Raw genomic sequence first — 14,463 nt, 5'->3', positions numbered from 1 at the left:
CTCCTGGAAGGGCGAATCAGACGACGACGAAGTGGAAGCTGGCGCCGTAGGAGCGCACCTCGGACTCGGCGACGTCCGTGGGGTTCATGGCGGAGACGAGGTCGGCGCGGGTCAGCGACAGGCGCTGGGTGCGGTTGGCCTCCAGCAGCGCGGCGTCGAAGGCCTCGCGGTGGGGCCACTCGGGCTGGAGGGCCTTCCACACGTGGGAGATGAACACCTTGTCGCGACCGAAGCGGCCGGTGGGCAGGGCTCGGGCCACGGAGAGGACGCGGTCGGCGAAGTCCTCCTTGCGAGGGGGCGGCGGCTCCGCGTCGCCGGTCGTCGGCGCGGTGGACACCACCGTGGGGACGGCGGGTTGCTCGGGGAGGAACCACTTGCGCAGGAGCGTCAGGCGCACGGCCTCCGCGTCGGCGCGCGTGGCTCCGGCGACGCGGGCCGTGAGCTGCTCCACGGCCTTGCGAGGGTCCTTCACCTCGGTGCCGAGCAGCTTGCCGAGGAGGTGCGACTGCACGGCGGCGAGGGAGAAGGGGCGCTCGGTCTCCACGCCGAGCTGACGCCAGAGGAGCCGGTCGCGGAGTTGGGAGAGGGAAGGGTCTCCCGCGCTCACGGTGGGGTACTGGCGGCCGAGCACCGCCGCGCGAACGCCGTCCGCGTCGGCGAGTCGGGTCAGCACGGCCTTGGACGGAGTGAGCTCCAGGCTGTTGGCGAGCAGGTAGGTGGCCTTGAGCTTCTTCCAGGTCAACCCCTTGGGGAGCTGTTCGAGGCGCAGGAACTGGAGGACGCGGGTGAGGCCGGATGCGGTCAGCTCCAGGCCCGACTTGTTCTTCTTGGAAACGAGCTGTTCTTGCAGCAGGAGCTCCAGCACGGAGTCGAGGTGGGCCTTCCACTCGGCGCGGCTGAAGCGGTGTTCCACGAAGGGGCGCAGGGCCTTGTCGAGCTCCGCCCGGGTGCCGGCGCGGTGGGGACGGGGGGCGAGCCAGGTGAGTGCGAGTCCCGCCAACCGGTTGTCAGCGCTGTCCATGCGTTGTCCTCTGCGAAGCGGCTTCTCGCCGCCGGGCGTCCATCAGGGTTTCAATCGTCTTGAGGATGTCTTCGTACCGAGGCACGACGTCCTCTTCAAGGAAGCGAGCGACCCAGTACCCGGCGCGCTGGAGGGCAAGGTCCTTGCGTCTGTCGCGGCGGAAGCGCTCGGGGTCGAGGAAGTGGTGGTAGCCGTCGATCTCCACGGCGAGCCGCAGCTCGCGGCACAGGAAGTCCACTTCGAGGGGACGGCTGCCGTCACCGAGGTCCACGGTGGCATTGAGGGCGAAGAGGCCCCGGGTGGCTGGGTGGACCTGGAGAATCTTGTTGTAGAGGAAGCGCTCGGCCTTGCTGCGGGCGCGGGCTTCGTCCTTCTGTCGCGCTGCGTGGACGGCTTGCGCGCTCTCGCGGAAGCGTTCGAGGAGGGGCTCGGCTTTGGCGTCCTGCGCGGGCGGCGACGCGGAGGAAGCCTTCTCTGGGAGGCGCGTCAACGGAGCGGAAGGGGCGAGGGCCGTGACGTGCGGAGCGGAGACGCTGCTGGGGTCGGGGAGTTCGAGCAGGCCCTCGCGCAGCATGGCGAGGGCATGAGACTCCTTACGGCTGCGTGGCTCGCCGAGGGACTCTGGGGGCAGCATGCAGGCGATGTGAAGCGTGGGGGCCGCGGTGCAGAGGGCGGTCGCCGTGCGCAGGCTGCGTGGGTCGGAAGGGGAGACGCGGAGCTGGAGGGCAGGAGCACGGCCCTCGGGGATGAGGCAAAGAAGAGCGTGGAGGAGGCGGAGTGGGTCGCGAGTGATGGCCTCGCGAACCTCGGCGGGAAGCTCACCAAGCGTTACAGGAGAAGGCGCTACGAGGAGCTGTCGGCATAAGGCCCAGGTGGCGGGCTCGGAGTGGGGCGGCTCCAGTCGCTCGAAGAGGACGTGGCGCTCGTGGGGCGTCTTGCCTTCGAAGTGCAGCTCGCGAGGGGAGAAGGCGCGCTGGGAGAGGACGACATAGCTCTCCGCGTCACGAGAGAGATTGCGCTCGGAGGCGATAGCGCAGGCCCAGGCGGAGACGGTGGTGCGAAGGTCTTCGCTGCCCGAGGACGCGGCCTTCAAACCACTGCGGTGAAGCCATTCATCCCAGAGGAGGAGGGCGCGTTCCTGAGGGCCGACCAGGACACTCAGCGTGGGGATGCCCTCCGCACGCCGCCGGGCATGCCGGTCCAGCGAGTCCAGGAGCGCTGTGTCCGCCGGTGACAGCAAGCCCATTCCCCCACGGGTCTGGTGACGTTGACCCGTCGTGCTGGGATGGAAGCCTGCGCCTCCTGGCGATGTGCTGGCAAGCCAGCCTCGGAAGACCTCCATTCAATGGCGCACAACCCAGATGGGGTCAGAAGCGACTCCGCTGTGGGCGGCCATCAAAGCTCACCTATGTGGACCAAGCATTCATCCGTGAGTCGCTCGGCGTGCGCAGGCGCTTGTCAGTCGAGATCTTCGTCGTTCGGGTCGGTTTCGCGCTCGTCGATCTCTGCGACAGGAGCAAGTTTCATCTCCTGGCTTTGGGCGTCGACTCCCTCTCTCGTTCGCACCCAACGATAAATAGCGCTCGGGTAGGGTATTTGTTTGGGGTTGGGGTAGAGAATGAGATAGCCGGGAAGGGCCGTCACTTGCCACTGTTCAGGCAACGCCTGGATCGCGAGGTCAATCGCCTCTTGGGCGGTTGGCATGGCTTGAGTGACGTGTATGCGCGCCTTGTATGCCTGTTTGGCGTCGCCCTTCTTCTCGAAGCGAAGATTGTAGGGGAGATTGGATTTCAGCTGAGAGAGATACTCGGCGAGAGTCGTGTCCCCTGGCTCGAACCCTTGTACTCTGAAGGCCAGATTGATTGGATATTGCGCGTCGAAATGGTTTGCAGCGACTTCGCTCGTATCGCGATTCTTTCCTGGATCCTTGTTCCCAAAACCGTTCGTGTTCCAGGGAACCCCGTTGGCCGCTGACTCGCCTGTTTTTCGATACTTCTTGATCAGGAGTCGCTCAGGGGCAGCGGCGTCGAGATCCTCGTCTACGTAGAGGCAGATGAAGCTGATCTCTTCGAGGGAGATATTCTTTCGGCCACTTAGCTTCTTTCGATGATTCAGAAGCCGGCTTGGGAGCGATTTCTGTGCTTTCCCAACGTAGACTCGTTCACCATTGTGGAACAACAGGTACACGCCAGGGCGTGACTCGAGACTGTTGATATTCTCCTGGGTAAGCGGCGCTTTTCGTAAGGGGCCTTCGCGGATGTCCAGCTTTTCAGCGAGCTGATCGGCGAGTGCCTTGGTGATGCTGAGCTTGAAGTCCGTGGCGAAGAACGTGGGCTTTGATGAGGACACGCGGCAATTCTAGCACTCCAGGTTTTGAAATTCTTTGATTCCGCGGATTCATCGCTTTGGCGGGACTCGTGCGAACCGCGTCCACGTTGATGACGGGCGGCAGAACCGCCCAATCGCCAATCGCTTCTCGATACGCACGCCGATGTGCCAGGCGCGACCAAACCTGTGCCTCGACGTTTTCTAGTGCGCTGGCACAGAGGGGCGTTCATCCGTCGGTTGCGGTGCCCTGCTTTCCGAGGACTGGAGCTTGGACGCGACACTTCGCGCCACCACCCCCGCCAGTCCCACGGGAACCGCGTTCCCGAGCTGGCGCATGACCTCGGACCAAGCGCCTTCGAACCGCCAGGAGTCCGGGAACGTCTGGATCCGCGCCGCTTCCCGAACGGTGAGGTAGCGCACGGAGCCATCCTCGAAGGCGATCATGTTCTCGCCGCCGGGCACTCCGTGGACGCCCGCCTTGAGGGTCTTGGACGGCATGTCGAGCGGGCTTCCCGTGTGACCTGGGTAGACCTTGGCGCCCGGCATGAGCTTGTGGTTCCCGAACCCCTTCGCATCTCGGTCCACGCGTGGCTCGGGCATGCCCGCGATGGCGTCGCGGATGGTCATCCAGGGTTTCGTTGAGATGGGGGGGCCGTTCTCCAGGTCGCGCATGCGCACACCGCTGAGCGCGAACGGCTTCCCCGGAGACGGCGGACGCACGCCATGGCGCTTCCAGTACTCGCCGGTGACGTGCTTGTCCCAGATGAGCGCGTCTTCGCTATGGGTCGGCTCGGGAAAGTGCCACTCCAGGCCCGTGTCCGCGCGGAATCCCACGATGAAAACGCGTTCCCGCTGCTGAGGAACTCCGTAGTTGGCGGAGTTAAGGAGCTGGGCAACGACGTTGTATTTGACACCTTGAAACCGTCCTCGCGTGTGGACGTCCTCGAGCCGAGCCTGATGCACAGGCCAGTCCTCGGTCCGCTTCTTCGTGACGGTCGGATAGGTGAGGTGCAGCTTGATGTACTCGAAATAGTTCTGAAAGCTCGCTCGGAGGAGCCCCTTCACATTCTCCAGGATGAAGGCGCGTGGCTGGAGCTCGCGCACCGCACGAACAAACTCGGGGAACATATTGCGAGCGTCGTCCTGCGCACGGTGCTTGCCGCCCAAGCTGAAGGGCTGGCAGGGAGCTCCACCCGCCACGAGGTCCACATCCCCGTTCCCGAACATGTCGAACGAGAGGAGCCGGATGTCGGTGTGGTGGATTCTCCAATCCTGGATGCCCGGAACGGAGTTGGCCTTCGCGTTCTGGCGCAGGGTGTCGCAGGCGTCCTCATCCCATTCGACAAGGCCACGGTGGCGGAATCCCGCGTGGTGTGTGCCCAGGGCCAATCCACCTGCCCCGGTGAACAGCTCGATGGAGTTCATGACGAACGATGCTCCATGACGAGAGTGACGCGAAAGTTCAAGAGAGTTGTGCTCGACAGGCGCATCGCGGTTGTCGAGGACTCAGTCCGCGCTCGGCTTGTCGCCAGGTTGAGGAGGTGCTCCGAGGAAGTCACGGATGTTCGCTCTGAGTGCTTCTTCATTCCCAAGCTGGCACTCCCAGATGACGAGCGCAGCCCACCCCATCTTCTGGAGTTCATCAAGTTTGCGCAGGTCCCTTGCTCGGTTCCCTTCCAACTTGGGCATCCAGAAGTCGAGACGGGACTTCGGCATTCGAGCCAGGGGACAGGTCGGGTCGGGATGCCGATGCCAGAAGCATCCATGGACGAAGATGGCCTTGCGTTGGCCGGGGAACGCGAGGTCGGGCCGCCCTGGGACTTTCTTGTACTGCAGCCTGTACCGATAACCCATCTCCGAGATGATTCGCCGGATGCGCACTTCCGGCTTCGTGTCCTTGTGGCGTACCCGCGCCATCCGCTCGCTGCGTTCCTTGGGCGTCAGCGTGTCCATGCACGGACCGAACCATGAAAGTGAAGGACTGGTCGCCCTGGGGGAACCGCAGTGTGGCCTGGTTTACGCCCCCGCTTAGAGCCACCCCGCCGATGTCGGCACCGGCGCTGCCTCACGGTAGATGCGCAGCATGTCCGCGACGCTGTGCTGGAACTCGAAGCCCGTGGCCTCCAGGAAGCGCCGGTTGTCCACGACGATGGGATAGCGCAGGTGGTCCAGCGCTCCCACCGACAGGCGCGGGAACCCCGCTCGCCCCAGCAGGAGCGACAGCACCTGTGACGGCAGCGGAATCCCCATCCGCCCCGTCTCCCGCACGATGACGGACAACGGAATCGGCGACGGCCCCGCCACGTTGAAGATGCCTCGCACCTTCTTCTCCAACGCCAACTGCAACGCCGTCACCACGTCCTCTTCCTGCAACACGTGGAACAGCGGGTCATATCCAAGCACCAGCGGCACCCGCCGGCCCTTCAGGAACGACGCCAACGTCCCCGTGCCCGGCGCCCCCAGCGTGTACGGCAGCCGCAACACCGCCGTGGTCATCTCCGGCAGCCGCCACAGCGCCATCGCCGCATACAGGTCCGCGGCCACCAGGTCCGCCAGCTCCGGAATCGCCTCCAGCGCGCGCGGTGGCTCGTCCTCGGAGTGGTACAGCGGCGAGTCCGGCGCCGCCCCGTAGAACGTGTGCCGCCCCACGAAGAGCACCTGCTTCACGCCATGCGTCGCGCAGTGGTCGAACACCGCCTTGGTGCCGTCCAGGTTGATGCGGCCCCGCTCCGCGCCCGGCACCGTGAAGGCCGTCACCGTGGCCATGTGCACCACCGCCTCCGGCTTCCAGCGCCGGAACACGTCCTCCGCCACGCGCTTGCGCACGTCGCCCCGGAACACCTCGATGCCCGCCTCGCGCGCGTTCTCCCACGGGCGGATGTCCACCCCCGCCACGTCGTGCCCCGCCGTCTTCAGCCGCAACGCCAGCTTCCGCGCGATGCCGCCCGCAATCCCTGGGATGAGCACCCTCATGGCAACAGCTTCCTCGCCAGCCCGCGGTGCTGTCGCCCCGCCCGGCCAAGCTCGATGAGCCCCGCGATGCGCTCCTTCACCTTCGCCACATGACCCTCGATGACGTGGTCGTCTTCATCCCCCGTACCCTGGAAGACGAGCGGCTCGCCGTAATGGATTTCCAACTGCACCGGCAGCGGCACCGGCAACAGGTACGGCGTCAGGGGCACGTACGGCACCCCCAGCAACTTGCCCAGCGCATAGGCATTGAACACCGTGGGAATCGCCGAGCCTCCCCCCAGGAACGCGAACGGGATGATGGGCGAGCGCGTCTGCAACGCCAGCCGGATGAACCCCGTCCCGAAGTCCACCAGCGAGTACCGGTCCGGATACAACTTCGCCGTCCCCCGCGCCCCCTCCGGGAAGATCATCAGCAGCCGGTCGTCCTCCAACAGCCGCCGCGCATGCTCCGGCAACCCCGTGAACTGCCCCGTGCGACTGGCCCACAGCGAGGACACCGGGAACTTGTGGAGGAAGCGCTCCACCATGCCCTGCGCCAGCCGGGGCGGGTCCATCTCCAGCATGGTGGACGTCAGCACCATGGCGCCGTCCACCGCCACGCCGCCCGAGTGGTTGCCCACCAGCATCCCCCGGCCTCGCTGGGGAATGTGGTGGATGCCATGGCAGCGCACCCGGAAGTAGTACCGGTAGATGAGCGCGAAGAGGCGCAGCGCGTCCTTCACGTGCTTCCGGGAGATTCCGTACGGGTCCACGCCATACTCGTTGAACGGCAGCTCCAGCCGGTCAACCCGCGCATCCAATCCGTCGCTGAGGGCCACGGCGCGGCAACCTAGCATTCCCCGCCGCGGCCCGCCGCTTTCCACCGCGTGTGCATTGGGTGCCAGCCCCTCCTTGGGCCATACTGACCCCATCCCCCTCATGACTCCCCCAGACGAACTCGCCATCGAGGTGAAGGGCCTGGTCAAGCGCTTCGGCGACGTCGTGGCCGTGGACGGCATCGACCTGGAAATCCGACGCGGCGAGTGCATGGGCCTGCTCGGCCCCAACGGCGCCGGCAAGACGACCACCGTCGAGATTCTCGAGGGCCTCCAGGAGCCCACCGCCGGCCATGTGCGGCTGCTCGGCCTGGACTGGAAGAAGGACGCCACGAAGCTGCGTCAGCGCATCGGCCTGACGCTCCAGGAGACGCGCCTCGTCGACCAGCTCACCGTCGAGGAGACGGTCCGCATGTTCGCGTCCTTCTATCCTCGCTCGCTGCCCATCGAGGAGCTGATTGGAATGGTGCAGCTCGGCGAGAAGCGGCAGGCACGGGTGGGCAAGCTGTCGGGTGGGCAGCGACAGCGATTGGCCCTGGCGCTGGGGCTGGCCGGAGACCCTGACCTGTTGTTCCTCGACGAGCCGACAACGGGGTTGGACCCCCAGTCGCGCCGGGCCCTCTGGGACGTGGTGGCGGAGCTCAAGTCGCGCGGGCGCACGGTGGTGCTGACCACGCACTACATGGACGAGGCCGAGGTGCTCTGCGACCGGCTGGTCATCATCGACCGGGGGCGGGTGATGAGCCGGGGGACGCCCCAGGACATCGTCGCCTCGCTGGGCGTCGAGCAGGTCATCGAGTTGGAGGCGGAGCCCGCGTTGGATTTGGAGCGGCTGCGCCCGCTGCCCGCGGTGGTGTCCGCGCAGCGCCACGCGGACCGCGTCACCCTGCGGGTGAAGGAGCTGCACGTGGCCCTGCCCTCGGTGCTGCGCGAGGTGGAGGCGGCGGGTGGCCGGCTGCGTCACCTGTCCACGCGCCGGCCCACGCTGGATGATGTCTTCATCGGCTTGACGGGACGCTCGCTGCGCGAGGGCGCAGAGGAGAAGGCGGCGTGATGGGCTCGCTGGGACAGTTGATGCTCATGCGGCTGCGCGTGTTGTGGCGCCAGCCCGAGGTGCTCTTCTGGACGTTCGTCTTCCCCGTCGCCACCACGCTGGTGCTGGGACTGGCCTTCCGCAACAGCGCGCTGGAGCCCGTGCGCGTCGCCGTCGCGGACGGTCCGGAAGCCCCCGCGCTGCTGGCCCGGCTGCAAGGCGTGCCGGAATTGGAGGCGCGCGCCCTGGAGCTCACCGAGGCGCGGCGCCAGTTGGCGCGAGGGCGGGTGTCCCTGGTGCTGCTGCCCGGAAGCCCGAGCCCCGAGGCGCTGGTGGACCCGAGCCAGCCCGAGGGGCGCACCGCGCGGCTGCTCGTCTCGCAGGCCCTGGCCGCCACACCGGACGCGCCCCGACTGGAGGCGGTGAAGGCCACGCCCGTGTCGGAGCCGGGCAACCGCTACATCGACTTCCTCATCCCCGGGTTGCTGGGCATGTCGTTGATGTCCTCCAGCCTGTGGGCCCTGGCCCTCCCGCTGGTGGCGATGCGCGGCGGAAAGCTGCTCAAGCGCCTGGCAGGGACGCCCATGTCCCGCGCGCACTTCTTCCTCGCCTTCCTCCTGGCGCGCACCGTCTTCGCCGCGCTGGAGGTCGCCTTCTTCTGCGCCTTCGCCCGCTGGCTGTTCGACGTCCCCATGTTCGGCAACTACCTCGCCCTGCTCGGGGTGGGCCTGCTGGGGGCGATGTGCTTCGCCTCCCTGGCGCTGCTCGTGTCCATCCGGGCGCGCAGCGAGGAGTCCGTGGGCGGCCTCGTCAACCTCGTCTCCATGCCGATGATGTTCCTGTCCGGCGTCTTCTTCGCGTCGGAGAACTTCCCTGGCTGGATGCAGCCCTTCATCCGCGTGCTGCCGCTGACGGCGCTCAATGACTCACTGCGCTCCATCATGCTGGAGGGCACGTCGGTGCTGACGCTGGGAGCACCCCTGGCGGTGCTCGCTGTCTGGACCATTCTCCCCATGGTGGCGACCCTCCGCTGGTTCCGCTGGGTTTGAAGGAGTGCCCGTGTCCGAGTCCAACTTCGTCCAACAACTCAACTTCCTGGCGCGCGACGCGAGCAACGAGTCCGCGGCGCTCCAGGCCGCGTTCTCGCTCGGCCTGCTGGGGCAGCTTCCGTCGGGCCCGGGTGCCCAGCCCGTGTCGCTCGACGCCCTGGCCCAGCGGCTGGGCTCCAACGTCCGGGGCGTCCGCTCCGTCATCGAGCCGCTCGTCGCCCTCGGCTTCGTGACGCTGGAGACGGGGCGCGGCTATCTGCTCGCGGAGGCCACCGCGGCGTTCCTGTCGGATGACGCCTTCACCGCGCGCCTGCGCGAGGTCCGCGCGTGGTGGCACGCGGTGGCGCTGCTGCCTCGGGCCGTGCGCACCGGAGCGCCGGTGGAGGGGCGGGAGGTGCTCGGGTGGTATCGCTCGCTCTTCCTCGCGCCCCAGCCGCCGTGCCCCAACGCGGAGGCGGAGGACTTCTTCGACCGCTACGCTCGCAACCTCGCGCGCACCCAGGCGCTGGTGACAGCCGCCGAGCTCGGCGTGCTGGAGCGGCTGGTGGCGGGAGCCACGTCGACGGAGGCGCTGGCGAACGCGGTGGACGCGAAGCCGGAGGGGCTGGGCGTGTTGCTCGGCGTGCTCGCGAGGATGGGAATCGCTCGGGAGGACGCGGGGAGCTGGTCCTTCACCGAGGCGGCGGCGCGGATGCTCGACGCCACCAGCCTGCCGTACTTCCAGCGGGCACTGCCGGCCACCATGGCCTACTGGGAGGCCTTCGGGCACCTGGACGAGGCGGTGCGCGAGCACACGTTCCGTCTGGACCTGAGGGACCCGGAGACGGCGCGCCGCATCTACCAGGAGAACGCCTCGCGCATCTCCGGCATCTTCGCCTCGCATCTGCGATTGAGTCGCAAGGCGGCGGAGCTGGCGGCCTCGCTGCGCTCGCTCTCGGGGGCGAAGGTATTGGACGTGGGCACGGGCTCGGGCGTGTGGGGCGCGGCCTTCGGCCTGGCGGACCCGACCACTCATGTCACCTATCTGGACTCGCCACATGTGTTGAGCTCGGTGCGCCCGCACCTGACGAAGCTGAAGCTGGAGGGGCGCTCGCGGCTGTGGGAGGGCGACTGCCTCTCGGTGGATTACGGCGAGGCCGAGTACGACGTCATCCTGTTGCCGCAAATCATCCCCGCGCTGCCACCGGAGGCGCTGCCCGGCTTCTTCGCGAAGCTGGCGCGCGCGCTGCGGCCCCGGGGGCTGCTGCTCATCTCCGGCTATCTGCTGACGGACCGCCGCGACGGTCCGCTGGACGCGCTCTACTTCGCGCTGCGGCGGTACGTGTCGAACGAGGGCGACGTGCTGTCGATGCCGGAGTTCCGCGCGCTCCTGACGCCGGTGGGCCTGACGTCCGCGCGCGGCTTCGAGATGCCCATCCAGCAGGTCGTCGTCGCCCACCGGGGAGACGTCGCCTGGGCCGACGCCGCCGCGCCGGCCGCTTGAGCCCAGAAGCCTCGCGCGCTCAAGCCGCGAGGCTTTTGGGCAGCGTCACGCCGTCGCGCGAGGCGAGAATCATCTCCTGGGTGGGCAGGGGGATGCAGACGGTGCTCGTCAGCCCCACGTCCTTCAGGAGGCTGGCGTACTCGGAGGCGGACAGCAGGTCGCCTTCGTTGGTCATGAAGCGCCGCAGCCCGAAGTAGAGGTGCTCCAGGGGCCCATCCCGGCGCTCGTTCAACACGTACTCGGCGATGAGCAGCACTCCGTCCGGCTTCAGCGCGCGGGACACCCGGGCGAACAGGTCCGGCAGCGTCTCCGGCCGCAGCACGTTGAGCACCTGGGGCAGGATGATGACGTCGAAGGCCTGGGTGCCGAAGTCGTGGGTGAACAAGTCGCCCGGCCAGAAGCGCGCCCGGTCCGCGACCTTGAGGCGCTCCAGGTTGGAGCGCACCTGCTCCAGCACCACCGCCTGGTCGAAGTAGGTGACGCGCGACGTCGGCGTCACCCGCGCGAAGGCCGCGCCCCACACGCCCGAGCCCGTGCCGATATCCAGCACCTGCGCGCCGTCCATCTCCCGGACCTGGGCCAGCGTCTCGGCGGCCTTGCGGCTGAGCTGGAAGTGCGAGGCGAACACCGCGGTGATCTGCTGCGAGTTGTCCGCGTAGAAGAGCCGGCTCGTCTCCGGGTCCTTCAGGTCCAGGATGAAGCGCTCCGTGCGCACCGTCTCCTCCAGCCGCCCCAGCGCCTCCCAGTACCGCGCGGACACGGAGAGCGCGCGGACCAGGTACGCCAGCGCCTTGCCCTCCAGGATGGGCCGGGCCTCTTCCGACGGCTTCCAGGCTCCGTTTTCCTCCCGCACGAGCCCGAGCTTCGCCAGCACCTCCACCAGCACGCGCAGGCCCGTGGTGCTCAGGTACGTGGCCGCGCCCAGCTCCGTCAGCGAACGGGGTGCGGTGGCGAGCAGCTCCAGCACGCCCAGCCGCCCCGCCGTGACGAGCAACTGCGTGCGCGCCGCGCCCCGGGCGAAGCGGTCGAAGAAGTCCTCCGCCCCAGGCGTGGCCGAGAGGGGCTGAGAGTCCAGGAACAGCTCCCGGTAGTGCTGGAGCACGTCCCAGCGAGCGCCCGCATGCTCCACGGGCTCGCCCCGTTTGACGGCCTCGTCGAGCAGACCCATGGGCTCCCACCACGGCAGCTCGGCCTGGAGCCGTGCGCGAAAGCCGGCATCGGCGAGGAACGCCGAGGTGGAGGTGGCGAGCGAGAAGCCGTTCGCGTCATCCATGCGCGCGAAGCCCAGGCACACCAGCAACTCCAGCAGCGAGCGGGTGCCCCGCGCGGAGGTGCCCAGCTTCCGGGCCAGCGCGTCGAGGGAGGCGGGCGCCGCGGTGCCTTCAAGGGGCAGTGCGTCGAAGAGCCCGACGCGCAGCGTGGTCCTCAGCAAGGCTGATTCATTGGAGGCATTGCGGGCCCAGACATGCAGTGACTGCGCGAGTGAGGGGCTCGATGACGCCGTCATTCAGGCTCTCCAATGGGGTGGGGGGGTAGCTTCATCCGCGAGGCTCGGGACTCGCAACCGCGAGGCAGGTGGCTTGCTCGTCCCAGGCTGCTTCTCTATCGTCCTGACTCCCCGGATGAATGTCGAGCGCGCCCGCCAGTCCAGGGTGTGTTCGCCGCCGTCAACGCAGTGCGAGGAGCCCTTGATGACATTCGCGTCGTTGGCGCTCCAGAGCGTCCGGAGCCGGCCTCGAAGCTGGATTGTGGGGGTGCTGGCCGCTGGGAGCGCGCTGCTTCTCACCCTGGGTGTCGCCTTCCTGGAGGGCGTCTCGGATGGCACGCGACGCAGCCTCATCGAGAGTGGCACCGGGCACCTGCAGCTCTATCACTCCAAGTCCGAGGGCGTCCCCACGGTGGTGTTGGACCACGGCGGCGCGTCGGAGCTCCAACCCCTGCCGGATTTCCCCGCGATTGAAACAAGGCTGAAGACGGTGGAGGGCGTTCAGGAAGTCGTGCCGCTGGAGGTGGGCTGGGGCTGGGTGTTTCGCGGCAACTACCTCGACGAGAAGCTGGCCGCGGCCCGCTCGGTCGCTCGCGAGCCTCCGTCCGCATCGCGTGACGCACGGCTGGAGCGGCTGGCCACGGACCTGGAGCGTACCCTCCGGGACGTCGTGAAGGATGACGGCCGGCGCACGGAGGCCTTCGCGTTCCTGAAGGAGGACGAGGCCCGCGAGGACCGGCGCGCGCTCGACGAAGTGGGCACCCCGGAGTTCTGGACGCGCTTCCGCGCCGAGCCCCTGCAGGCGCTGGAGTACCTGGAGAATCGCGTCGCCCGGCAGGTGGGCGAGGGCGAGTCCATCGACGTGGAGTTCCTGGCCTCGGACCTGGAGCAGTTCCCCCGCGCCTTTCCCCGCTTCGAGCTCGTCAGTGGCAGCCTGCCGCCGCCAGGACAGCGCGGGCTGCTGCTCGGGCAGGGACTCTACGAGCAGAACTTCAAGCTGCCCGTGGCGGCGCTGCTCGACGAACTCCAGGTGGAGCGGCAGCGAGGGGCCACCTTCGCCGCGGACGAGTCGCTGCGCACGCGGGCGGCGCGCTGTCTCGTCGAGCTGCCGGACCTCCTGGCCCGTCTCGACGCGGAGCGCTCCAGCAAGCTGGTGGAGGTGCTCGCGAAGCTGCTGGGCCACTCCGGTGACGTGGAGCCGCTGCTGCGCGAGTTCCTCACGCTGGATGACGCCAACTTCGACACGCGCTTCGCCTGGTTCCAGGGAGAGCTTGCGCCCTTGCTGCCGCTGTACCGCGTGCGCCCCGGGGACACGCTGGTGATGATGAGCGCCTTCGGCTCGCTGGGTCGCATTGGTGTGCCCGTGAAGGTCTGGGGCACCTTCCGCTTCGCCGGGCTCGGCGGTGACTCCAGCCGCGTCAACACGCTCGGGATGGTGGACCTGGTCACCGCGCGCTATCTGTCTGGCCGGCGCACCCAGGCGGAGGTGGACGAGGTCCGCCGGGACGTGGAGGCGCTCGGCCTGGCCAAGCCCCTCCAGCCCGTGGACATGGCGCTCCAGCCCGCCATCCTCGTGGAGGAGCCCGCCGCGAACGCGGAGGCCGTCGTCGTCCCCCAGGCGCCGGCCGAGCCGCGAGGCCCCGCGTGGCCGGAGACCTTCACGCGGGCGGAGCAGCGGGGAGGCAGCGTGCTCCAGGCCGCGCTCGTCCTCTCTCCCGACGCGAAGCCGGAGCTCGTCGCGGCGAGCATCGACGCGCTGGCCGCCGAGGCGGGGCTTCCCATCGCCACGGTGGACTGGTCCGTGGCGGGAGGGATGCTCGCGGGCGTGGTGGGCATCGCCCAGGTCGTCCTCGTGGCCATCGCCGTGCTGATGTCGTTCTTCGTCGTGCTCGTGTCCGCGAGCACGCTGCTGCTGCTGGCTCGGGAGCGGGTGGGTGAGGTGGGGACGATGCGCGCGGTGGGAATGCAGCGACGGGAGGTCTTCCAGACGTTGTTGGTGGAGGGGCTGGTGCTGGGAATCACCGGCGCGGGCCTGGGGCTGGGGCTGGGGGCGCTGCTCTTGAAGCTCCTGGTGGGAGATGGAGTCGGCATCCACGACGAGTCGCTCCAGTTCTACATGGGAGGCACGGTGCTCAGGCCGCACCTGTCCACCGGCAACGTGCTGGCCGTGGGCCTCGGGGTCGTCTTCGTGGTGGTGGCCGCGGCGCTGGTGCCCGCGTGGCGAGGCAGCTCCGTCTCTCCCGCCGTGGCGATGCTGAAGAGGGAGGACTGACGC

General features: G+C 68.2%; 12 protein-coding genes. 4 read left to right on the top strand and 8 right to left on the bottom strand.

The genetic code is table 11. The features are described from left to right. Window positions 1–16: 16 nt before the first annotated feature. From G4D83_RS28840 to G4D83_RS28810, 7 genes are all read right to left on the bottom strand, one after another. Complete coding sequence (locus G4D83_RS28840; protein WP_163868083.1) at window positions 17–1,021, bottom strand: hypothetical protein; 1,005 nt, start codon at window positions 1,019–1,021, stop codon at window positions 17–19. Continuing rightward, on the bottom strand, window positions 1,008–2,267 hold the full coding sequence (locus G4D83_RS28835; RefSeq protein ID WP_205522734.1) for an endonuclease domain-containing protein: 1,260 nt from the start codon (window positions 2,265–2,267) through the stop codon (window positions 1,008–1,010). Before G4D83_RS28835 ends, G4D83_RS28840 begins: the two co-directional genes overlap by 14 nt. Window positions 2,268–2,479: 212 nt before the next feature. Next, window positions 2,480–3,370 carry a GIY-YIG nuclease family protein gene (locus G4D83_RS28830; RefSeq protein ID WP_163868082.1) on the bottom strand — a complete coding sequence of 297 codons (891 nt, stop codon included), beginning with the start codon at window positions 3,368–3,370 and terminating at the stop codon, window positions 2,480–2,482. Between the two features lie 180 nt (window positions 3,371–3,550). Then, entirely contained in the window at window positions 3,551–4,774 is a 1,224-nt protein-coding gene (locus G4D83_RS28825) for a DNA cytosine methyltransferase (RefSeq protein ID WP_163868081.1), read from the bottom strand. Between the two features lie 81 nt (window positions 4,775–4,855). Further along, on the bottom strand, window positions 4,856–5,302 hold the full coding sequence (locus G4D83_RS28820) for a very short patch repair endonuclease (protein ID WP_163868080.1): 447 nt from the start codon (window positions 5,300–5,302) through the stop codon (window positions 4,856–4,858). Between the two features lie 75 nt (window positions 5,303–5,377). Then, window positions 5,378–6,322, bottom strand: a complete 945-nt coding sequence (locus G4D83_RS28815; protein ID WP_163868079.1) for an SDR family oxidoreductase — start codon at window positions 6,320–6,322, stop codon at window positions 5,378–5,380. Next, the gene (locus tag G4D83_RS28810; protein ID WP_275902397.1) at window positions 6,319–7,140 is read right to left on the bottom strand and encodes a lysophospholipid acyltransferase family protein; all 822 of its coding nucleotides are present in this window, start codon (window positions 7,138–7,140) and stop codon (window positions 6,319–6,321) included. The genes G4D83_RS28815 and G4D83_RS28810 overlap by 4 nt, the downstream gene beginning before the upstream one ends. Window positions 7,141–7,240: 100 nt before the next feature. Here G4D83_RS28810 and G4D83_RS28805 point away from each other — a divergent pair, with 100 nt between their 5' ends. Genes G4D83_RS28805 through G4D83_RS28795 form a run of 3 tightly spaced genes read left to right on the top strand, consistent with a single transcriptional unit; the run spans window position 7,241 to window position 10,702 of the window. Beyond that, window positions 7,241–8,191, top strand: a complete 951-nt coding sequence (locus G4D83_RS28805; RefSeq protein ID WP_163868077.1) for an ABC transporter ATP-binding protein — start codon at window positions 7,241–7,243, stop codon at window positions 8,189–8,191. After that, window positions 8,191–9,219 carry an ABC transporter permease gene (locus tag G4D83_RS28800; protein ID WP_163868268.1) on the top strand — a complete coding sequence of 343 codons (1,029 nt, stop codon included), beginning with the start codon at window positions 8,191–8,193 and terminating at the stop codon, window positions 9,217–9,219. The genes G4D83_RS28805 and G4D83_RS28800 overlap by 1 nt, the downstream gene beginning before the upstream one ends. 10 nt (window positions 9,220–9,229) lie before the next feature. After that, on the top strand, window positions 9,230–10,702 hold the full coding sequence (locus G4D83_RS28795; RefSeq protein ID WP_205522733.1) for a methyltransferase family protein: 1,473 nt from the start codon (window positions 9,230–9,232) through the stop codon (window positions 10,700–10,702). Window positions 10,703–10,721: 19 nt separating this feature from the next. Here the strand turns inward: G4D83_RS28795 and G4D83_RS28790 are convergent, their stop codons facing one another. After that, complete coding sequence (locus G4D83_RS28790) at window positions 10,722–12,209, bottom strand: class I SAM-dependent methyltransferase (RefSeq protein WP_163868075.1); 1,488 nt, start codon at window positions 12,207–12,209, stop codon at window positions 10,722–10,724. Between the two features lie 184 nt (window positions 12,210–12,393). Here G4D83_RS28790 and G4D83_RS28785 point away from each other — a divergent pair, with 184 nt between their 5' ends. Then, window positions 12,394–14,460 carry an FtsX-like permease family protein gene (locus G4D83_RS28785; RefSeq protein ID WP_163868074.1) on the top strand — a complete coding sequence of 689 codons (2,067 nt, stop codon included), beginning with the start codon at window positions 12,394–12,396 and terminating at the stop codon, window positions 14,458–14,460. Window positions 14,461–14,463: the final 3 nt, after the last annotated feature.

Origin of the sequence: Myxococcus eversor (assembly GCF_010894455.1) — a bacterium.
Taxonomy (GTDB): domain Bacteria; phylum Myxococcota; class Myxococcia; order Myxococcales; family Myxococcaceae; genus Myxococcus; species Myxococcus eversor.
This window is presented reverse-complemented; position numbering and strand designations above follow the sequence as displayed.